The organism is Methylobacterium longum (assembly GCF_022179385.1).
GTDB lineage: Bacteria > Pseudomonadota > Alphaproteobacteria > Rhizobiales > Beijerinckiaceae > Methylobacterium > Methylobacterium longum.
The window spans coordinates 83,387-102,584 of sequence record NZ_BPQS01000012.1; the positions used below are offsets into that span (position 1 = coordinate 83,387).

General features: G+C 69.1%; 23 protein-coding genes. 5 read left to right on the forward strand and 18 right to left on the reverse strand.

The window, feature by feature from the left end; all coding sequences use genetic code 11:
• The first annotated feature begins 240 nt into the window (after positions 1 to 240).
• From MFF58_RS13370 to MFF58_RS13390, 5 genes are all read left to right on the forward strand, one after another.
• The gene (locus tag MFF58_RS13370) at positions 241 to 567 is read left to right on the forward strand and encodes a DMT family transporter (RefSeq protein WP_238288289.1); all 327 of its coding nucleotides are present in this window, start codon (positions 241 to 243) and stop codon (positions 565 to 567) included.
• A 321-nt stretch (positions 568 to 888) separates the two neighbouring features.
• A complete protein-coding gene (locus MFF58_RS13375) occupies positions 889 to 1,476 on the forward strand; it encodes a cell wall hydrolase (protein ID WP_238288291.1) in 588 nt (195 codons plus the stop codon).
• Between the two features lie 219 nt (positions 1,477 to 1,695).
• A complete protein-coding gene (locus MFF58_RS13380; protein WP_238288293.1) occupies positions 1,696 to 1,896 on the forward strand; it encodes a hypothetical protein in 201 nt (66 codons plus the stop codon).
• Positions 1,897 to 2,122: 226 nt separating this feature from the next.
• Positions 2,123 to 2,527, forward strand: a complete 405-nt coding sequence (locus MFF58_RS13385; RefSeq protein WP_238288294.1) for a hypothetical protein — start codon at positions 2,123 to 2,125, stop codon at positions 2,525 to 2,527.
• Between the two features lie 457 nt (positions 2,528 to 2,984).
• Complete coding sequence (locus MFF58_RS13390; protein ID WP_238288295.1) at positions 2,985 to 3,125, forward strand: hypothetical protein; 141 nt, start codon at positions 2,985 to 2,987, stop codon at positions 3,123 to 3,125.
• Positions 3,126 to 3,172: 47 nt separating this feature from the next.
• Here the strand turns inward: MFF58_RS13390 and MFF58_RS13395 are convergent, their stop codons facing one another.
• The 18 genes from MFF58_RS13395 to MFF58_RS13480 all read right to left on the reverse strand — a co-directional run bounded on the left by MFF58_RS13395 (position 3,173) and on the right by MFF58_RS13480 (position 18,791).
• A complete protein-coding gene (locus MFF58_RS13395) occupies positions 3,173 to 3,718 on the reverse strand; it encodes a transglycosylase SLT domain-containing protein (RefSeq protein ID WP_238288297.1) in 546 nt (181 codons plus the stop codon).
• Positions 3,678 to 5,111 (reverse strand): flagellar hook-length control protein FliK, encoded by a 1,434-nt coding sequence (locus tag MFF58_RS13400; protein WP_238288299.1) that lies wholly within the window; start codon positions 5,109 to 5,111, stop codon positions 3,678 to 3,680. The genes MFF58_RS13395 and MFF58_RS13400 overlap by 41 nt, the downstream gene beginning before the upstream one ends.
• A complete protein-coding gene (locus MFF58_RS13405; RefSeq protein ID WP_238288301.1) occupies positions 5,108 to 6,424 on the reverse strand; it encodes a chemotaxis protein in 1,317 nt (438 codons plus the stop codon). The genes MFF58_RS13400 and MFF58_RS13405 overlap by 4 nt, the downstream gene beginning before the upstream one ends.
• Positions 6,421 to 7,626 (reverse strand): MotB family protein, encoded by a 1,206-nt coding sequence (locus tag MFF58_RS13410; protein ID WP_238288303.1) that lies wholly within the window; start codon positions 7,624 to 7,626, stop codon positions 6,421 to 6,423. Before MFF58_RS13410 ends, MFF58_RS13405 begins: the two co-directional genes overlap by 4 nt.
• A 2-nt stretch (positions 7,627 to 7,628) precedes the next feature.
• A complete protein-coding gene (locus tag MFF58_RS13415; protein ID WP_238288305.1) occupies positions 7,629 to 8,252 on the reverse strand; it encodes a hypothetical protein in 624 nt (207 codons plus the stop codon).
• Positions 8,252 to 9,883, reverse strand: coding sequence for a flagellar basal-body MS-ring/collar protein FliF (gene fliF, locus MFF58_RS13420; protein ID WP_238288307.1), 1,632 nt, complete (start codon positions 9,881 to 9,883; stop codon positions 8,252 to 8,254). The genes MFF58_RS13415 and fliF overlap by 1 nt, the downstream gene beginning before the upstream one ends.
• 169 nt (positions 9,884 to 10,052) lie before the next feature.
• Positions 10,053 to 11,279, reverse strand: coding sequence for a flagellin N-terminal helical domain-containing protein (locus MFF58_RS13425; protein WP_238288316.1), 1,227 nt, complete (start codon positions 11,277 to 11,279; stop codon positions 10,053 to 10,055).
• A 280-nt stretch (positions 11,280 to 11,559) separates the two neighbouring features.
• Positions 11,560 to 12,279, reverse strand: coding sequence for a flagellar type III secretion system pore protein FliP (fliP, locus tag MFF58_RS13430; RefSeq protein ID WP_238288563.1), 720 nt, complete (start codon positions 12,277 to 12,279; stop codon positions 11,560 to 11,562).
• Positions 12,280 to 12,367: 88 nt separating this feature from the next.
• Positions 12,368 to 12,850, reverse strand: a complete 483-nt coding sequence (locus MFF58_RS13435) for a flagellar basal body-associated FliL family protein (RefSeq protein WP_238288317.1) — start codon at positions 12,848 to 12,850, stop codon at positions 12,368 to 12,370.
• A gap of 16 nt (positions 12,851 to 12,866) precedes the next feature.
• Complete coding sequence (flgH, locus tag MFF58_RS13440; RefSeq protein WP_238288319.1) at positions 12,867 to 13,589, reverse strand: flagellar basal body L-ring protein FlgH; 723 nt, start codon at positions 13,587 to 13,589, stop codon at positions 12,867 to 12,869.
• A 74-nt stretch (positions 13,590 to 13,663) separates the two neighbouring features.
• Positions 13,664 to 14,284 carry a MotE family protein gene (locus MFF58_RS13445; RefSeq protein WP_238288329.1) on the reverse strand — a complete coding sequence of 207 codons (621 nt, stop codon included), beginning with the start codon at positions 14,282 to 14,284 and terminating at the stop codon, positions 13,664 to 13,666.
• Positions 14,281 to 15,378, reverse strand: coding sequence for a flagellar basal body P-ring protein FlgI (flgI, locus tag MFF58_RS13450; RefSeq protein ID WP_238288331.1), 1,098 nt, complete (start codon positions 15,376 to 15,378; stop codon positions 14,281 to 14,283). Before flgI ends, MFF58_RS13445 begins: the two co-directional genes overlap by 4 nt.
• On the reverse strand, positions 15,378 to 15,869 hold the full coding sequence (gene flgA, locus MFF58_RS13455) for a flagellar basal body P-ring formation chaperone FlgA (protein WP_238288332.1): 492 nt from the start codon (positions 15,867 to 15,869) through the stop codon (positions 15,378 to 15,380). The genes flgI and flgA overlap by 1 nt, the downstream gene beginning before the upstream one ends.
• Before the next feature lie 4 nt (positions 15,870 to 15,873).
• Positions 15,874 to 16,662: a flagellar basal-body rod protein FlgG gene (gene flgG / locus MFF58_RS13460; RefSeq protein ID WP_238288341.1), complete on the reverse strand. Its 789-nt coding sequence runs from the start codon at positions 16,660 to 16,662 to the stop codon at positions 15,874 to 15,876.
• 54 nt (positions 16,663 to 16,716) lie between these two features.
• Positions 16,717 to 17,049 carry a flagellar hook-basal body complex protein FliE gene (fliE, locus tag MFF58_RS13465; protein ID WP_238288343.1) on the reverse strand — a complete coding sequence of 111 codons (333 nt, stop codon included), beginning with the start codon at positions 17,047 to 17,049 and terminating at the stop codon, positions 16,717 to 16,719.
• Entirely contained in the window at positions 17,049 to 17,462 is a 414-nt protein-coding gene (flgC, locus tag MFF58_RS13470) for a flagellar basal body rod protein FlgC (protein WP_238288565.1), read from the reverse strand. Before flgC ends, fliE begins: the two co-directional genes overlap by 1 nt.
• Positions 17,462 to 17,848, reverse strand: coding sequence for a flagellar basal body rod protein FlgB (gene flgB, locus MFF58_RS13475; protein ID WP_238288567.1), 387 nt, complete (start codon positions 17,846 to 17,848; stop codon positions 17,462 to 17,464). Before flgB ends, flgC begins: the two co-directional genes overlap by 1 nt.
• Before the next feature lie 262 nt (positions 17,849 to 18,110).
• Entirely contained in the window at positions 18,111 to 18,791 is a 681-nt protein-coding gene (locus tag MFF58_RS13480; protein WP_238288359.1) for a response regulator transcription factor, read from the reverse strand.
• Between the last annotated feature and the right edge of the window lie 407 nt (positions 18,792 to 19,198).

The window sequence follows — 19,198 nt, forward strand, 5'->3', positions numbered from 1 at the left end:
CGGCCCCGGGGCGACCGGGTTGAACCACGCCGGCTGGGGACGGCGACGAAGATTTCGAAATGTTCATGGATTCCGTGCAGCGTTGTCGCGCGGCGACCGTCCCCATCGTGCGGTCGATTCGAAGCAGACCTGCGCCGGAGGATGCCGGCTTCGTCTGTCGGGATGCCCGCTTCGACGCAGATCTCTACACCATCCTCCGGCCATCTCACGACGCTTGCTCAACCCGAGGGGGCCTGTGCCATGAATCCGTTCCTCATCCTTGGACTCGCCATCGGCGCCGAGGTTGCCGCCACCCTGGCCCTCAAGGCCGCCGACGGTCTCACGCGGCCGGGACCGACCCTAATCGTGGCAGTGGGATACGGCACCGCCCTGTGGCTGATGTCGACCAGCATGGACATGCTGCCGATCGGCGTCGTCTACGCGATCTGGTCGGGCGTCGGCATGATCGGCGCGGCCATCGGCGGAGCGTGGCTGTACGGCGAGGCGGTGAGCCCGACGATGCTGGTGGGCATCGCGGTGATCGCCGTGGGCGTGACCATCCTGGCCGCCGGTCAGGGCCAGCACTGATCCCGGCCCCGGTCGGCGGCGCCCGCGAGCGGCAGGCCCAGAGCGGCCGGTGACCGGTGGAGGCGATCCGGTCCGGCGGCGCGGATGCCGCGTCCGGCGCCCGCGCCGCCGACGAAGCCGCGGCGGGGTCGCCCCTCGACCTGGGCTCGCCCCGACGGTCCCGCGGCTGCCCGGGCGGCCGGGTGGACCCGAACCGTTCGGGCTGCCGCCACATCCTCGCCGCGAACGTACGGTCAAGCTCGGCCGTCGCCCTGTCGAGGCGCGGTGCCGCAGCGGACTTCGGAGCCGCCGCGAGGCTGAGGGAGCACGGAGCAGGCATGCATGCAGGGTAGCGCGCGGACGAAGAGTGTTCCTGTTCTGACCGTCATGGCGGCGGTCTGGAGCCTGGGGGGCTGCAACACGGGCGCGCCGGTGCTCACGACAGGATCGATCCCCGGCCACAAGCCGCCGCTGGTCGTCACCGATGCCGAGCGCGACTGCCTCGGCCGTGCGATGTACTTCGAATCGAACCGGAGCGACCCGGACGGGCTGGTCGCCGTCGGGACCGTGGTCATGAACCGGCTCGAGAACGCGATCTTCCCCGGCGGGATCTGCGCGGTGGTGGGGCAGCCCGGGCAGTTCGCCTCGGGGGTCCTGACCAAGCCGATGCAGGACAAGGACCTCCAGAAGGTCGCGGATGCCGCCGACGCCGTCCTGGCGGGCGAGCGGCACCCGAAGGTCGGAAAGGCGATGTACTTCCACACCGCCGGGCATCGCTTCCCCTACACCAACATGCACTACGTGGCGGTGGCCGGCGGCAACGCCTTCTACGAGAAGCGCGACGCCCGCTCGGCCAGGATCGAGCGCGCGACTTCGCCCTCGCCCGTCGGGCCGACCTTCGCGGCCGCTCCCGTCCCGGCCGCGCCATAGAGTCGCTCCGGAGCGCGGCACGCGCGTTCCCACGGCCGCGACCGAGCCTGTGATGGGCTGCCTTCCCCTGTGCCGGAGCCGTCCGCGCACCGATGGCCGTGGGCCGACCGGCTTGACCGAGGCGCCGCGTCGAGCACGTGTTTCTGCGCGCGTCCATTGAACCCAGACCTATCCTTAAGGTTGTATGCTGCTGGACTGATATCGGGGTTTCGCGGCGCCATGCCCGACGACGAGGGGTTTGACCGCTTGGCGGACGCAGCCATCCGCGCGCACCGGCTCGCGGTCACGTACGGTACGCCGGCGATGCAACTCCTGTCGCGGTTGCTGCTGACGGAGATCGGCGTGGAGATCGCGGCGCGGCGGGAGGCGGCTTCCGCGGACAATGACAATCCGAACGAGCCCGACGCCAGCGACCTCTGAACATCCGTCGCCGTGCCGGGGCCGATCAGGTCACCGCCGCCGGCGGCCGGACCTGCACGGAAGCCTTCGGAGCGACCGGATCGACCCATTTCGTCACTAAATGGATGTCGAACGCCGAGGCATATCTGTTGATCAGTGCGACCAACCGAACATGCGTCATTTACACCCGCGGACGCCGGCCTAGCTTGCCGGTAGAAACTACCCACGAATCACGGATGTGCCGCCGATGATCGCGAACCGGGTAGCGCTCGCTGGTGCGCTCCTCTTGCTGAGCATCACGCCGTCGGCTTCCCAGCTGCGCCGTCCCATGGCCTGTACGGAGGCGGTGTCGGTCGGCCTCGACCCCATCGCGGCCCCGGAGGCGGCGAAGCCGCACAAGGCCCGGACCTTTTCCCTGGTCTCCAGCGGCGGCCTGCTGACCGTGATCTCCGCGGGACGCTCCGATTATTACGAGTGTCAGACCGCGTCGCCGCGCCTGAACGAGCGCACGCCCCGCAACGCGATCAAGTGCCAGAACGGCGTCTACTTCCTGCTGATCGATCTGACCAAGATGAACTTCGTCGAGGCGCAGCTCAATCCCGAGGACCGCAGCGAGATCAAGGTCAGCTACGGGACCTGCCGGGGCGTGTGATCCCTCGATGCGGCCGATAGGGTCCTGGCCGTCACGGGGCGCGCTCGGCGGCCCGGGATCGCGCGGGGCCGATCCGCGGTCCGAGCCAGGCTAATCCATCCGGATCAGCGTGTAGGTGGAGACCGCGATGGCCGCGAGGGTGAGCGCGATCAGCAGGACGGTCCTGGCCGAGTGACCATCCCGCGGGTCCGGCGGATCGCCCATGGTGCTGCTCCGGCTATGATAAAGCGATGGTGTCTAAAATCCTGTTCGCGGTGTCATCAGTTCATAGGCCGAAATGAGCGTGCGACATCAGTCTTTCGCCTCGTTTCCACCGCAGATTTTTCTCGCCGTGCCGATGAACCGGCTCCCTCTCGCCGCGACAGCGTCGCCGCAGAACCCGATCCGTCCCGGCGTGTTGGTCCTGTGCCGTCGTTTCACCCGGCCACGACGGGGCGGCGGGCAGGAGCGGTTCCGCGTGCCCCTCAATGCGTACCACCGACTCGACGTCTGGTCCCTGATGAACGTCTACCGCGCGACCTTCGCCATCATGTGCGAAGCCAACCTCCAGCTCCCCTTCGCGGTCGCCGAAGCGTGGGGCGTGCGTGTGCGGGCATGATGGTACGGGCGTGAGCGGCCCGGACGGGCTTGGGCCGAGGCGCGGCCTCAGCGGCAGAACTGCTTGGCGCCCGGGGTCCACTGGCCGAAACCGGTCGCGACCATGTTGGCCATGACCCGGCAGATGTAGACTTTCTGCGCGGCGTTGTTGTGCGGGCCGGCATGGTAGCGCGCCACGGCCAGCGTCCAGCTCCCCTCCCGCTGCTTCAGTTCCTTGAGGAATTGTGTGGCGTACTCGACGTTCGCGCGCGGATCGATCATGGCCTCGAGCGAACCGAACTTGCCGCCATGGTAGTGGTGGTTGATCTGCATGCAGCCCAGATCGATCAGGCGCACGCCCCTGCGGCGCGCCTCCGTGAAATGCACCACCACGTCGCGCAGATCGGACCCGAAATAGGCCGCGCCCGCGATGTTCATGGCGTAGGGCTGGAGCGAGCCGCGCTTGCCCGTCTCGGTCAGGCCGACCGCGTAGAGCACCCCGAGCGGAACGCCGTAGCGCGCGGACGCCCGTCCCATCTCGGCTTCGCAGACATTCGCTGCGGACGGGACGGCGCTAGAGATAAACGCCGCCGTCGCGAGAACGTACCGTCTCATCTGTCCGCTCCCCATCGCCCCTGACGGCGGCCTGCCGGTGCTGCTCCGCCTGCCGCTGCCGTTCGCCTCCCGGGTCCGGCCGGGCACCGCCGTGGCTGAAGGGCTGCCCCTGCGCGGAGGAGCCCCCGGAGGGCGCGCCCCCGTCGCCCGGGCGGGCCTGCCCGACGGTCACCTCCGCCTGGAAATGAGCCTGCTTCAGCAAGTCCGTCAGGATCGCCGAGTCCCTGTGCAGGAGCGCGGCCGTCTCGGGCCGCGAGGCGCGCAGATGCGTCTCGAGTTGACCGTTGGTGAGGCGCAGCTCCACCGTGACGGTCCCGAGATCCTCCGGTCTCAGCTGGATCCTGAGCGTGCGCAGGGGCCCGTCCGGGGCGGCGCGCACCGGAGGATCGGCCTGGACCCGGGCTGCGGGAGCCGCTTCGGCGACACGGTCGACCGTGTCCCTGATGGCGGCCGCGATCGTCGTGACGGTTCCGGCCGGCAGACTGGCGCCCGCACCCTCCTGGGCCACCGGTCCGGAGCTGCGCTCCGGATCGGTGCGGCCCTCGGGATCCAGGACGGTCCTGGCGATTCCCGTGATCGCCCGACTGTCCTCATGCGCGGTGAGGCTTGTCGTATCGGGACCCTGCGCGGAGGCCGAAGCGGCGACAGCGGGGACGGGCTCCGGCTGAGGCACGATCCGGATCTTGGCCGCGGTCTTCGCCGCCGCGGCAACCAGTTCCGGCACGGCGGGCCGGAGAGGCTGAGGCGTGACGGTTTGCGCGGTGGCCGGCGCCGCGGGATCGGGCCTCGCGGGTTCGGGTGCCGCCCCGTCGGTCACGATGGGCTTGAAGTGGACCGCGCGGTCGAGCACCGCGATCTTGGGCGCGCCGCGGAGCGTGGCCCCCTCCTCCGCGACCGCCGGCTGGGTGCCCGGGCGGGCGTTCGCCGCGAGGGCTCCGGTGCTGCGGAACGGAGCGGATCCAGCCGTGGCAGCCGTCGCGGACGCGCCGTCGCGGACCGGCGCATCCGGCCCGCCGGCAATCGGCGTGCCGTCAGCCGCGGCGACCGTCGCGAGGGGGGACGCCGGTGCCCCCGCGGCGACCGCCGGCAGGGCGGTGTTCAGAAGGTGGGCGAGCAGCGCCGCGGCGGGATCGACTGGGGTCGGTGCGGGTGTCGCGCCCGCCTCCACCGAGCCGGCCTGCCCGGTCGGCGCGTCGGCGGCCGCCGGTCCACCCTGCGTCGCGCCGGCCCGGGATGCCGCCGATGGGTCCGAGGCTTCGCGCAGGACGGCTCCGAAGTCGCGCCTCCGCTCCGCACCCGGCGGATTCGGATGGTCGGCCTCCGGTTGGGGCGACGCGATGTCCCGATCGGCGCGCGGGGCGGATTTCTGGACCGTGGCGGAGATCGGGGTCACGGGCTGGCCTTCCGGAGGAGCAGATCGACCTGGTCGATCATGGCTTGGGCCTTGGGGATCAGGCTGGCGGGTCCGTCGGCATCCGCGGCGGCCTGCCCCGGTTTCGACGCGGCCTCGGTCTCGCTCGGACCGGGCTGGCCGGTGAGCCCCCGTCCGATCGCGTCGGCCGTGGCCAGCGCGGTGTCGAGCAGGACGGCGTCGCGGGCCGGCAGCATGGCCCGGTCGAGGCTTCTCAAGGTGCGCAACCCGGACCGGAACGTCGCGAGGGTCACGATCTCGGCAGCGGCCCGATAGAGCCGGGCCTGCGTCGCTTCCAGGCTCCCGGGCGCGCAGAGCGCGAGAGCCTTGTCGGTGGCCACGAGCGCCGAGGCCGTCTTGCCCGCCTGGATCGCCGTCCGGGCGATCAGGAGGTACATGTCCCTCCGGCTCTCCGAGCCGAGCTCGGCCAGGATCCTGTTGAGCGTCGCCAAGCGGTCCGCGTCCTGGCCGACGTCGAACCGCATCAGCTGAAAGGCGAGGCGCTGGCGGAAATTGCCCGCATAGATCGAGTGCGGGAAGCGGCGCAGATACTGGATCGCCAGGGTCTCGAACTTCCTCAGGTCGCCGATCTGCCCCAGGGTGAAGATTTCGCGGCGCAGGGCCCCCTCCTCGGTCAGCGTTCCCGGGAGCAGCAGCCGGACCCGATCGAGGAGGGCGACCGCCCGAACCGGGTTCTCCGTCACGGTGAGCGAGGCCTGCGTGAGGCCGATCGCGCCGGCCAGCGTCAGCGGCAGGGCCGCCAGGTCGATGTCCCGGAGTAGGCGGGTCGCCTCGGCCTCGCGCCCTTCCACGTAGGCGAGCGCCCCCCGCGCGAGGGTCGCCTCGGGATTGCCGAGGCTGCCCTGGGTGGTCAGGTGCCGCAGGATCGCCGGACCGCCGCCACTCAGGGCGAAGACGATCGCGGCCCGGACATTGCGCGGATCGGCCCAGACATCCGGGCCCGCATTCTGCAGATCCGCGTTGATCCGGGCGATCACCATGGGCTGGCTCGCGTGGGCGGACAGGGAGCCCGCGGCGACCCGATCCTGCAGGAGCTGCAGGGTGCGCACCCACGCGACCGGGTCGCCGATCCGGGGCTGCGGCGTGGCGCCCGGTGTCGCGGGTGGCATCGGGCCGGCGGGTGGCATCGGGCCGGCGGGTGCGGCCGTGACCGGCTGCGCCGCCTGCGGGGTCGCCTGTGGAGGCGATACCGTCGCGGGAGCGGGCTCGGCGGCGACCGGCCCTGCGGGGCCCGCGGCGAGCAGGCTGAGAATGCCGGGCAGGAACCACCTCATCCCGGAGACCCCTGCAGGAGGATCTCGATGCGCCGGTTCTCGGGCGCCTTCGGATCCGCGGCGTTGCGCGGCGACCGCTCGGCCGCCCCCTCGACCCGCCAGATCCGTCCCTCGTCGAGGCCAGCCCGGGTCAGCATGTAGGCCGCCATGTGGGCGCGCGCCGTCGAGAGCCGCCAATTGTCGTAGACCTCCGATCGGAACGGGCGGCTGTCCGTGTGGCCGCGGACGATGATCCGGCCCGGCCGCGTGGCGAGCGCCGAGGCGATGCGCGCCATGGCGCGCACCATCTCCGGACGCGGCTCGGCGGAGCCCACCGCGAACATGCTGAAATTCAGGTCGTCCGTCACGTTGATCAGGATCCCGTCCGGGGTCCCCTGGACGTCGACGCGGGGACCGGGCGCCGAGGGCGGAAAGATCTTGGCGATGTCGGCCCTCAGCGCGGACTGAGCCGCCGCAGTCTCCCCGCGGGGCGAACCGGGCTTGTCCGCACCGGCATCCCCGGCCTTTCCGCCCGCGCCCCTGGCCGGGTCGCCCTTGATCTCACCGTCCTTGGCCTCTTCCGGACCGGCATCGCCCGGCTTGATGTCGGCCTTCCGGCTCTCCGGCGCGCTGGCAATCCGCGCGTCGGGCTTGGATTGGGCCGGCGGCGGCGTGATCCCCGTGGGCGCCGACCGGTCCGTCCTTGCGGGCGAGAGGGTGGTGATCTGCCAGTATAGCGGGTCGAAGGGATCGCGCGGGACCTCGCCGCCCCGCCGCCCGGCGTCGCCGAGGTCTCCGATCGTGGCGCTCTGGGGCTTGTCCGGATCGGCCTGGGCCGCGAGATTGGCCAGGACGGCGTAGGGGTCCTGGAACAGCTCACGCTCCCGGGCGACGGATCCCGGGGGCAGGTTGCTGCCCTTGTCCCGGGACGCCCCGGCCTCGCCCGCCGTGCCGCCCGCGGTCGTATCGGTCGAGGTGGGCTGCGGATCGTTCAATCCCTTCCGGACCGGCAGGGCCTCCGACAGGCTGATCGGATTGAAGTAGTTCGCGATGCTGGTCTTGGTTTCCTCGTTCGAGGCCTTGATCAGCCACAGGACCAGGAACAGCGCCATCATGGTGGTCATGAAGTCGGCCAGGGCGATCTTCCAGACGCCCCCGTGATGGGGGGGGGCCTCTTCGACCACCCGCCGGACGATGATGATCTCGGATTGCGTGTCGGCCATGGTCACCGATCCTCGACCAGCGCGGCGAGGCGCTCACTCCAGGCCCGGAGCCGCGTCTCGACGACGGTTCCGTTCATCTGGATGCGCAGATCGGGCTGGCCGTCGGTGGTGACGACGAGCCGTCCGGGCGGCAGGGCGAGGCGCCGCGTGAGGGCCTCGACGAGGTCGGCGGGCCCGGTCACCGCGAGCGTGCCGGCCGCCTCGTCCGCCGCCAGGCTCGCGAGCGTCGCGTGCAGCGCGTCGATCGCCTCGTGCCGCAGGGCGTCCGTCAGGAACGGCAGGAGGACCCGCGTCAGGCTCTCGGCCAGTCGCGTCTCGAGCGCCTGGATTTGCGCCGTGACGGCGGCGGTCAGCGCCGCCGCCTCGGCCTCGACCCAGCGCTGCCGGGCCTCGGCCAGGGCTGCGGCGGCCGCCTCCCGCTCCGCGGCGACCGCCGCCTGTGCGGCCTGACGGGCCTGGACCTCGCCCTCCCGTCGGCCCTCCTCCCGCGCGGTCGCCGCGACGGCATCGAGGTCCGGTGGCGGCGGCTCGGCCTCCGCGCGCTTGGGCGCCAGCGCCGCGAAGGTGGAGGAGGAGCGCCGGCCCTTGCCCGAGAAGACGGCCCAGACCGCGGGAGCGTCCGTCATCACGCGGCCTCTTCACGGGTGAGCCACTGCTTCAGGATGTTGGCCACCTGCTCCTCGTCGAGTTCCACCAGCTGCTCCAGCTTGCGGATCGGTGAGCGGGCCATCTGCTCCGACAGATCCTCGATGAGGTTGGGGCTCGATGCGGCGGCATCCTGCTCCGCCTGCAGCAGAGCGAGAGCCCCGTCGCCCTCCGCCCCGGCCAGGGCCAGCTCGGTCGCGGGCGACGGGGCGAGGATCGCATTGACGGCCGGGCGCAGGCCGAACCAGATCAGCAGGCATCCGACGATCAGGATCGTGGCCGCGTTGATCAGGGTCCCGGACTGCCGCAGCAGCACCTCGCCGAGCCCGAGGGGTGGCGCGGGGCCCAACGGCTGGCCGTCGTTCACGAAGCTGACCGCCGCCACCTTGATCTGGTCGCCCCGCACCTTGTTGAAGCCGGATGCCGAGGCGACCAGCTGCTCGATCTCGGCGACCTTCGGCTCGATCTCGATCCGGCTCCCGTCCTTCGCGGGGCCCGCCAGGGCTTCGAGGCGGGACCGGTTCACCAGCACGGCGACCGAGAGGTTCTTGACGGAATAGCCGTCGCTGATCGTCGAGACCGTCTTGGAGGAGATCTCGAAGTTGGACAGATCCTCGCGGCGCTGGCTCTCGGAGTTCGAGTTCTCGCTGCCGGAGGCCTGGACGTTTTGGTTCGGCAGGTTCTGCTGTGCCGTGGTCGGCTTCTGCGGGGCGCGGTTCTGCGAACTCTCGGATTCCTTGACGGTCCGCAGGGAGCGCTCGACCTTCTGGTCCGGGTTGAAGATCGTCTCGTCGGTCTTGGTCTTGTCGGTGTTCAGCCGCGCGACGACGCTGACCTCGAAGTTGTTCGGGCCGAGATACGGCGTGAGCGTCCGGCGGATGTTGTCCTGGATCTCATGGTTGACGGTCTGTTCCAGGCTCGCCAAGCGTCCGGCCGGCGCCGTGGTGGCGTCGTCCCCCGCGAGCAGGACCGTCCCGTCGGTGTTCAGCACGGTCACCTTGTCGGGCTTCATGCCGGGGATCGCGGCGGCCACGAGCTGGCGGATGACGGGCGCGACCGCCGGGTCGTTGGCGGGCTCGGTGCGCACCACCACCGACGCCGAGGCGGGCTGCTGCTCTCGGCGGAAGGAGCCGGGATCCGGCATCACGATGTGAACCCGGGCCGCCTTCACGCCCTTGAGCGTCTGGATGGTGCGGGCGAGCTCGCCCTCCAGGGCCCGGACCCGGGTGATGTCCTGCATGAACGAGGTCAGGCCCAGCGAGCCCAGGTCGTTGAACAGCTCGTAGCCGGCCTTTCCGCTCTGCGGCAGGCCCTTCTCGGCGAGCAGCATCCGGGCCTGGGCCGTCTGCCCGTAGCCCACCAGCACCGCGGTGCCGTCCGCGCTGACGTCGAAGGAGATGCCGGCCTCTTTCAGGGCGGCGCCCATGCGGGTGACGTCGTCGCGGCTCAGGCCGGCGTAGAGGGTCTCCCGCAGGGGGCGGCTGAGATAATAGGCGCCCAGCCCGACCGCGAAGAAGACGGTGAGCCCCACCAGGCCGAGGGCGATCAGGCGCCGGGGCCCCAGCTCCAGGATGTTCTGCCAAAGCTTCTCTAGGTGCGCGCGACCGGGCATCGACGGGACTCAGGCCTCCACGGCTGTGGCTTGATCCAGGCTTCGCCGATCAACCTTGCCTGGAGGTGGTGGCGCGCGCCGGACACCACGCAAAGAAGGCCGCGCATCCGGAGATGCGCGGCCCGCCTCCGCCCCGAGGGGCGGATGTCGTCGACGATCAGGGCCGGGATTACGACCGGAACAGGCTGAGGATCTGCTGCGTGCTCTGGTTCGCGATCGTCAGCGACTGGATGCCGAGCTGCTGCTGGACCTGGAGGGCCTTCAGCTTGGTCGATTCCTCTTCCATGTCAGCGTCCACCAGGATGCCGACGCTCTTCTCGTTCACCTTGATCAGCGTGTCGACGTAGTTCGACTGCGACTGGATCTGCGACTGGATCGCGCCGAGCTTGGTACCGACATCGGTGATCTTGGTGAGAACCTTGTCGGCCAGGTTGATGTAGGCGTTGAGCTTCGAGATGTCGCCCTGCTGGATCGTCGAGATGTCGAGATCCTTGACGCTGACCACGAAAGCCTTGTTGAAGCCGTTCTCGTCGGCGCCGAACACCCGCCACTGCTTGTCCAGAATGCCGCCCGCGCCGTCCTTGCCGGCCGGGGCGCCGGTCGCCGTAGCGGCGGCGTTGTTCGCGTCCCGGACGGCCTTGTCGAAGGTGTTCTTGGCGGTCAGGTACGTCGTCGTGGCCGTATCGAAGGTGCTCACGTCACCCGCGGTCGCACCGTTCGGGCTGGTCTTCTTGGCCTCGAACACCGCCTGGGCGGTGGAGAAGGCGGCCGAAGCCGTGACCCAGGCCGCCGACGCGCCGGCAGCGCCCGCGGTGGTGATCGCGTCCGTGCCTTTCGTGCCCGCGGCGCCACCCGTGGTGGAGGCGACGTCGTACAGCTTGGTGTCGTCGACGTTCACCGTCACCGTGCCGATCGAGATCTGGCCCTGGACGCGGCTGAACGACGCCACGATCTTGCGGTTCGCGACGTAGTTGGCGGAGGTCGAGTCGGCGGCCAGCCAAGCCTCGCCGTTGGTCGAGGAGCTCTCCGCGTAGGTCCGCAGGTCGGTCTGCCGGGCGGCGATCTCCTGCTGGATCTTGTTGCGGTCGACACCCGGCGTCTTGGCCGCGGTCAGCTTGCTCTTGAGGTCGAGGAAGGTGTTGCGGACGTTGTCCAGGCCGTTGATGGCGGCGTTCACGGTGGCGAGACCGAGGCCGATCGAATCCTTCACGGCGTTGAGCGAGCCGATATCGGCGCGGATCGTGGTGGCGATCGACCAGTAGGCCGCGTTGTCGGAGGCGGTCGCAACCTTCTGGCCGGTGGCGACGCGGTTGCTGGACTTCTCCAGATCCTGGTTCGTGAGCTTGAGGGTGGTGAGGGCCGCCTGCGCGGCGGTGTTGGTCAACAGGCTCGACATGGTGATGTCCCTTTGGAAAGCGTACCGTGGCGGGACATGCCGGATTCACACCGGCATAGCAGGACGACCTCATGTCTTTGGTTCGGTGTGACAGGCACACGGAAGCAATCTGCTATCGATATCACGGCCGATCGACTGGGGCGGGCCGTCTGGCCCACGTTGATCTTCGGTTCCGCGATGGCGATGAGATGATCATTTCGGCGGCGGATGTCAACACCGATCTGTGTCGTCGATATTTTTGTGTTAAAAAGACTTAGATTGCGGAGTTATGAAGTAATAATCAGAAATATGATTTTAAAATACCTGAGATAAGTATGTTCCAGCCGTCAATGAGAATGAAGAATAGTATCTTGAACGGCAGTGATATCGCCGTCGGCGGCATCATCATCATGCCCATGGACATGACCAGCACGGCAACGACCATGTCGATGACCAGGAAGGGCAGCGCGATCAGGAACCCGATCTCGAACCCGCGGCGCAGTTCGGAGATCATGAAGGCTGGAATCAGGATTCGCAGGTCGGTCCGGCCGCCGTCCGGTGCCCGAAGAGTATTGGCTGCCGCGATTTCCGCGAACGTGTCGAGATCCTTCGGCCGGACATGGGCCAGCATGAAGTCCCGGAACGGCGCCGTCACCTTGGCGAAGGCCTCCTCCTCGGTGATCTTGTTCTCGGTGAGAGGGCGCACACCGTCCTGCCACGCCCGGTCGAAGGTCGGTCCCATGACGTAGAAGGTCATGAACAGCGACAGGCTGATGAGCACGATGTTCGCCGGGGCGCTCTGCAGGCCGAGCCCGGACCGGAGGAACGAGAGCGCCACGACGAACCGGGTGAAGCTCGTCACCATGACGAGGAGGCCCGGCGCGATCGACAGCACGGTCATCAGCGCGACGAGCTGAACCATCCGCCCGCTGACCGACCCGTTCCCCGGGGGCAGCACTTGATCGAGGCCGAACCCCTGGGCACTCGCGGCCGTGGCGGCGAGGAGCAGCGGGCTCGCCATGAAGACGCAACGCAGCATGGGGGAACCAGTCCTGATCGTCGTCGGCCAGAGGTTCGCGCTCCGCCCGCGCCGCGGACGGACGGGCGCCCTACTGAACGACGAGCGTTTCGATGAAGAGGTCGCGGGCCTGGCCTCTGCTCCGGACCTGAACGCGCTCGGCCAGGTCCTCCCGCAGGTGGCTCAGGCCGCTCGGACCCTCGAGCTGGGCGACCGACAGGGTACGCAGGTAGGCGACGATGTCCTGGCGAATCTCGGCGGACACGGCCTCGGGGTTGGTGAGCGCGCCGGCCTTCACGACGATCGACGCCTCGAGCCGGACCCAGACTTCGCTGGGGCTCGCGAGATTCGTCACCATGGTGCCGAGGTTGGTCACCGTGGCATCGGCACCGTAGCTGGTCACCCGCTGGACCTGCTCCTCCTCGACCTTCTTGCGCTCGTCCACGGCCTGCTCGACCCGCGAGATCATGTACAGGCCGCTGACCGCGCCGACCCCGATCGCCAGGATCGTGAGCGCCGCGAGCAGCAGCAGCCAGCGCGGTCCGGCGGACCGGAAGGTTCTGTCGGAGGCCATGATCGTGTCCGCCGGATCAGAACGGCGCGACCAGGTCGTAGACCTGCTGGACCATGCCGGGCTGCTGCACCTCCATGAGCCGGCCCCGACCTCCGTAGGAGACGCGCGCCTCCGCGATCTTGTCGTAGTCGATCGTATTCCGTCGTGAGATGTCCCGCGGCCGGACGATGCCCGCGATGTTCAGGACCCGGACTTCGAAATTAACCCGCACCTCCTGGGAACCGCTGATCAGCATGTTCCCGTTGGGGAAGACGTGCGTGACGACGGCGGCCACGGACAGCCGGAGCTGCTCCTTGCGGTCGATGGTCCCCTGACCCTTGGTGGAGGAGTTGCCGTTGATCTCGTAGTGATTCTTCGACTCCGGCGTCAGGCCGAACAGGTCGAGCTGGATGTCGAGGCTCGACTTGGTCCGCGAATCGCGCGACCGGTCCGTGCTGTTGTCGAACTGGGCCTTGTCGTTCATCGCGATCAGCACCGTCAGAACGTCGCCGACATTCTTCGCCCGGGGATCCTGGAACAGGTCGGCGCTCTGCTGCGCCCAGGTCGAGTGGTAGCCCGGCCGCTGCGATCCGACGTAGAGCTGCGGCACCGAGTCGTGATTCGGATCGATCCCGAGGCCGACCGGACTCAGGGCGGGGGCGCGGCCGATCTCCTGGATGGGGGTCGCGCAGGCCCCCAGGGCCGTGAGCGCGGCGATGGCGGCGAGCGCCGCGCCTGATCGCGCCGCAGCCGCGAGCAACCTCAGGCCCCCGGCGCGACGCGCCCTCCCGCGCCGAACCGGCTGCCACATCGGCGAAGAGCGCTCTGGCCCGGTCATCCTGATTTCTCGCTGTCCTGCGGGCGGCGTTCCCCCTGGTCCGAGCGCGGCTCGGGGGGAGCCTTGGTGCCGTCGTCGGGCCTGAACGGCACAGGCTCCTTCGGGGGCGTGTTGTTGATGACGTTGGCCAGCCGGGCGGCACGGCCGGGATCCATCTCGTTCATGATCGCGCTGGCCACGCGGGCATCGAGGCGGGTCAGGATCGCGGCGGCCGCCTCGCTGTCCATGGCGGTCAGCTGCTGCGACGCGGCCTCGGGGCGCATCTTGGCGTAGATCGCGGTGACGCTCTCGTCCGCCTTGGCGAGGAAGGCCTGCCGGCGCTTCAGCCAGGCCTCGTACTCGGTGCGCTTGGCTTCCAGCTGGGCGATCCGCGCCTCCACGTCCTTGGCAAGCGCCGTCAGCGCGTCCTTCTGCCAGGTGAAGCGGGCGTCGGCCGCGGCGTTGGCGATGCCGGCACAGTATTGCGAGGTGCGGCCCTCCTCGGTCTTGGCCGGCTCGCCCGGCTTCGGCTCGGCCGTCGCCTGGCCGGCCGGCAGCAGGGCGGCCGCCAGGACGAGGACGACGCCGCGACACAGGCCCCACGCGACGGTGCGGCGCTCGGCGGTCGGGCCGGTCATTGGATCACCAGCTCCGCCTGCAGGGCGCCCGCCGTCTTCACCGCCTGGAGGATGGCGATCACGTCCATCGGCTTCATCCCGACGTTGTTCAGGCCGCGAATCAGGGTCTGCAAGTCGGGACCGGACACGATCGCCAGGCGGGCCATCCGCTCGCCCGCCTCAATGTCGGTCCGGGGCACGACGGCCGTCTGGCCGTCGGAGAACGGCGCCGGCTGGGACACCTGCGGCGTCTCGGTGATGCGCACCGTGAGGTCGCCGTGCGTCACCGCCACGGTGGACACCTGCACGTTCCGGCCGATCACCACGGTTCCGGTCCGCTGGTCGACCACCACCTTGGCGGGGATGTCCGGCTGGACCTGCAATTCGCCGATCTCGGCCATGAACCGCGTCCGCCCGACCTGGCCGGGGCGGGACAGGACCACGGTGCGGTAGTCGCGCGGGCTCGCCGCGCGCCGTCCGTACTTCTGGAGGGTGTGGGCGTTGATCGCGTCGGCGATCAGGACGGCGGTGTGGAAATCGGGGTTCTTCAGTTCGAGCGCCATGGACGGCAACTCGCTGAACGTTCCGGCGACCGCGTGTTCCACCAGCGCCCCGTTGGGGATCCGGGCGGCCGTCGCCACCCCCGACACGAGTGATTCGGCTTGGCCGGTCGCGCTGAAGCCGGAGACCACGAGGGCGCCCTGGGCGACCGCGTAGACCTGACCGTCACCGCCGGCGAGCGGCGTCATCAGCAGCGTGCCGCCGCGCAGGGAGGTGGCGTCACCCATGGAATTCACCGAGACGTCGACCCGCGAGCCCGGCTCGACGTAGGCCGGGAGGTTCGCCGTCACCATCACGGCCGCGACGTTGCGGGTCCGCAGGCGCTGGTCGCGCACGTTGATGCCCAGCCGGTCGAGCATCGATTGCAGCGACTGCTCGGTGAACTGCGAATTGCGCAGGGTGTCGCCGGTGCTCTGCAGGCCGGTGACGAGCCCGTAGCCGACGATCTGGTTGTCGCGCACGCCCTGGAGGGCCGCGATGTCCTTGATGCGCGTCGCCGCCGCGGGCGCCGACCAGAGCACGAGACTGGCCAGGGCAAGGATCAGCCGGCGCATCACGGCTGCCCCGTCCGCACGCGGCCGTCCGGCAGGACGACGCCCTGGACGACTCGCCCGGTGGCGGTGTTCCGGACGCTGACCGCCTCGTTCACGGCCGCGTTCGCCAGGGCCATCCCCTGGGTCGAGATGGTGACGCCGTGCTCATCGAAGACGATCACGGTCGGGGCGCCGCGGGTCACGAGTTTCGCCTCCTCGATGGCGAGGACGGGGATCGTCTCGCCGGGCAGCAGCGTGCGCCGCGCGATCCGTCCCACGGCCCGGGCCGCCGAATCGACCACCGGCAGGCGCGGCTTGTAGCTCTCCGGGTAGGCCTGATCGCGCAGCATCGTCGGCTTGATGGCGTCGCCCGCGTAGATCGTCGCCACCGGGACGGGCAGCATCTGCTCTGCGGCGGCGACGGGCGCGGCGGCGAGGCCGACGGCCCAGGCTGCGGCCAGCGTCCGGGCCGGCCACGCCGCGATCCCTGCGGGGCGAGGGTGTCGGGTCATGATGTCAGCGGATACCCTTCGAGATCGTGCCGGCCATCTCGTCCGCGGCCTGGATCACCTTCGAGTTCATCTCGAACGCCCGCTGAGCCGAGATGAGATTCGTGATCTCGCGCACGGGATCGACGTTGGACGTCTCGAGGTAGCCCTGCTGGAGCTTGCCGAAGCCCGGATCGCCGGCGAAGCCGGTGACCGGCAGGCCCGAGGCCGGCGTCTCGCGGTACAGGCCGTTCCCCAGGGGCTCGAGCCCGGCATCGTTGGTGAAATTGGCGAGCTGCAGCTGGCCGATGGTCTGCGGCAGCGGCTGGGCGTCGACCTTGACCATCACTTGGCCGGTCTCGTTGATCACCACGTCGACGGCGTTCTGCGGGATGATGATCGCCGGGTCGACGCTGTAGCCCTCGGCCGAGACGAGGCGGCCGTCGGCGTTCTTGTTGAACGAGCCGGCGCGGGTGTAGTTGATCTCGCCGTTCGGCATCGTGATCTGGAACCAGCCCCGGCCGTTGAGCGCGAGGTCGAGGGGGTTGGTCGTGTTGGTCAGCGGCCCCTGCCGGTGCAGGTTCCGGATCGCCGTGTTGCGCACGCCGAGGCCCAGCATGGCGCCCTCGGGGATCGCTGATTCGCCGGCCTGGATCGGCACGCCCGCCGGCCGCTCGGCCTGATAGATCAGGTCCTTGAACTCCGCGCGGGCCGCCTTGAACGCCGTCGTGTTCAGGTTCGAGATGTTGTTGGCGATGACTTCGACGTTCAGCTGCTGGGCGTTCATGCCCGTGGCCGCAATGGCGAGCGCTCTCATGATCAGGTCCTTGCGCCGGAGATGGGGGTGTCGAGTTGGGGGCCGCTCGCCCGGTCAGATCGCCATACGGACGATCTCCAGGTAGGCGGCGACGACCTTGTCGCGGATCGCCACCGCCGTCTGGAGCGTCTGCTCGGCCGACATCACCGCCTCGACCACGGCCTGGGTCGACGCCTTGCCCTGGATCCCGGCGATCGCGGTCGCCTCGCCGGCCTTGACGGTGTCCCGCATCTGCCCCGCCATCTGGGCCAGGAGATCGCCGAAATTCGAGGTCGGCGCCGCGGAGGATGCGGGCCGGGCGCCCGGCATCGCCAGACCGAGCTCGGTCGCGCCGAAGACGGAGGTCTTGTCGGAAACGGTTGGGAGGGCTGCGAGGGATTGCATCATCACGGCCTCAGGAGTTCGATGATGCCGGCGACCATCGAGCGGGTCTGCTTGATCATTTGCAGATTCGCCTCGTACGAGCGGTTGGCCTCCCGCATGTCGGCCATCTCGATCAGCATGTTCACGTTCGGCAGCTTGACGTTCCCGTTCCCGTCCGCGGCCGGGTTGCCGGGGTCGTACTCGACCCGGAACGGGGCCTTGTCCTGGCCGATCTGGCGCACCGCCACCGCCGCCGTCCCGGAGGCCCGGTCGAGCGCCGTGCGGAACGTGATCGTCTTGCGGGTGTAGGGGTCCGACCCCGCGGTCTGTCCCGTCGACTGCGCGTTCGCGATGTTCTCCGCGATGACCCGCATGCGCTCGGATTGCGCCTCCATGCCGGAGCCGGCGATCCGCGAGGAGGCGGTCAGGGGGTCGATCATTGTCCCGCCTTCACGCTGAGCGACAGCATCCGGTTGAACGCCTTGACGACGCCGCCGTTGAGGGCCTGCTCGCGGCTCACCTCGCCGGATTTCATCAGCTGCTCCTCGATGCTGACCGAGTTGCCGGAATGCACGACGTCCCAGCCGCCGGTGGCCTTCGCGCGCGCCGGCCGTGCGGCGACACCGTCGATTTCCAGGTGGCCGGGCTTGGTCGCCGCCATCGCCAGGACCGTCCGATCGAGCACATCCTTGAACGGCGCCACGTCCCGGGCGCGATAGCCCGGCGTGTTGGCGTTCGCGATGTTCCCCGAGATGACCGCTTGGCGCGCCGTCAGGTGCTGCAGCTGTCGCGATGCGAGATTGAAGAGAAAGATCGGGTTCATGACCTGTCGGCTTCCCGGTTTGGCAATCGTGGCGGCGCCATAATCCCGCGATCGGGAGCGGAATCCTGATCGCCGCCTTGCGTTGACCGTCTGCTCCGGCGACACAGTTTGGTGTCGGCGGATCTTTGCGCGTCCTGTCTTGTCCGAAGCTTGCGGTGGACGGCTGTCCGGCTTGGGAGGGCCTGGGCCGGTCCGGCCGCAGGTGTGGCTCTTGCGCCCCGGAGGATCGACGCCGCCGGCACGGGCCGGCGGTGCCGGGCCGTCAGTTCACGAAGGCGTATCCGAGGTAGCGCCGCACCTCGATCGGGTCGAAGCTCAGCTTCTGCCGGAGCTTCTTCCGGAGCTTGCTGATGTGGCCTTCGATCACGCTCTCATCCACGTCGCTGGTGAAGGCGCCGTAGACGGCGTTGAACACCTGCTCCTTGGTCATTCGCCGGCCGCGGTTGCGGACCAGGAACTCGAGGATCTGACGTTCGCGCCGGGGCAGGGCCATCTTCTCCCCGTCGATGTCGGGGTCGCGACCGTCGAAATACACCTTCAGCCGGGCGGTCCGGTCCGCCCCCGCGTCCCTGGCCTCCTCGCGCTGCGAACGGCGCCACACGGCCTCCGTCCGGGCGAGGATTTCGCGGACATGGATCGGCTTGCGGACGACATCGTCGATGCCCGCCCCGAACAGATGGAGGGTCTCGGTCAGGCAACGCGTCTCGATCATCGCGATGATCGGCGCGCGTGACCGCTTCTGGATCAGCTCGGGCCATCCCGGCCGCTGCTCGCAAGCGCCGAGGAGGAAGCCCTGGACCGCATCCAGGTCCGTCCCGGGCGCCGTCTGAAGCCAGTCCGCGAAATCATCCGCCCGCAAACCTACCGATGAGATGCCTTCTCGATTGAAACTCGCGACGTATCCGTCGGTGACCATCGATCGTTCATCGACAATGACGTACATTGTCATAAGACTCCGCTGCTTAAATGGCAGATAATGATGTAAAACTTGTCCCGCATCGAGATATTTGCGTTGCGTCTTGTCTCGTGATCCAAGAATTAAATTTGGTCAACAGTTTGTCAGCAGGGATCAGTGCTGGATCGGCCTCAGAGACGGGCAAAGAATTCAGAATTTATGCCGATCGGTATCGCAGTTTGATGCAAAATTTACCGGAAAGTATCGATCATGAACGGAGCGATAATATTTTCCTGCGACATCCCGGGTGTGAGAACGGGACGATCGTGCGGGCGCGACATCGCGAGATTTGGCTGAGCTGATGCGTGAACGACACGCTCAGATGGCCGTCGCGGCGCGACCGGACGGGAATCCTGCCGCATCGCCCGGTCCGGACCACGTCGTCGGCAACAGGA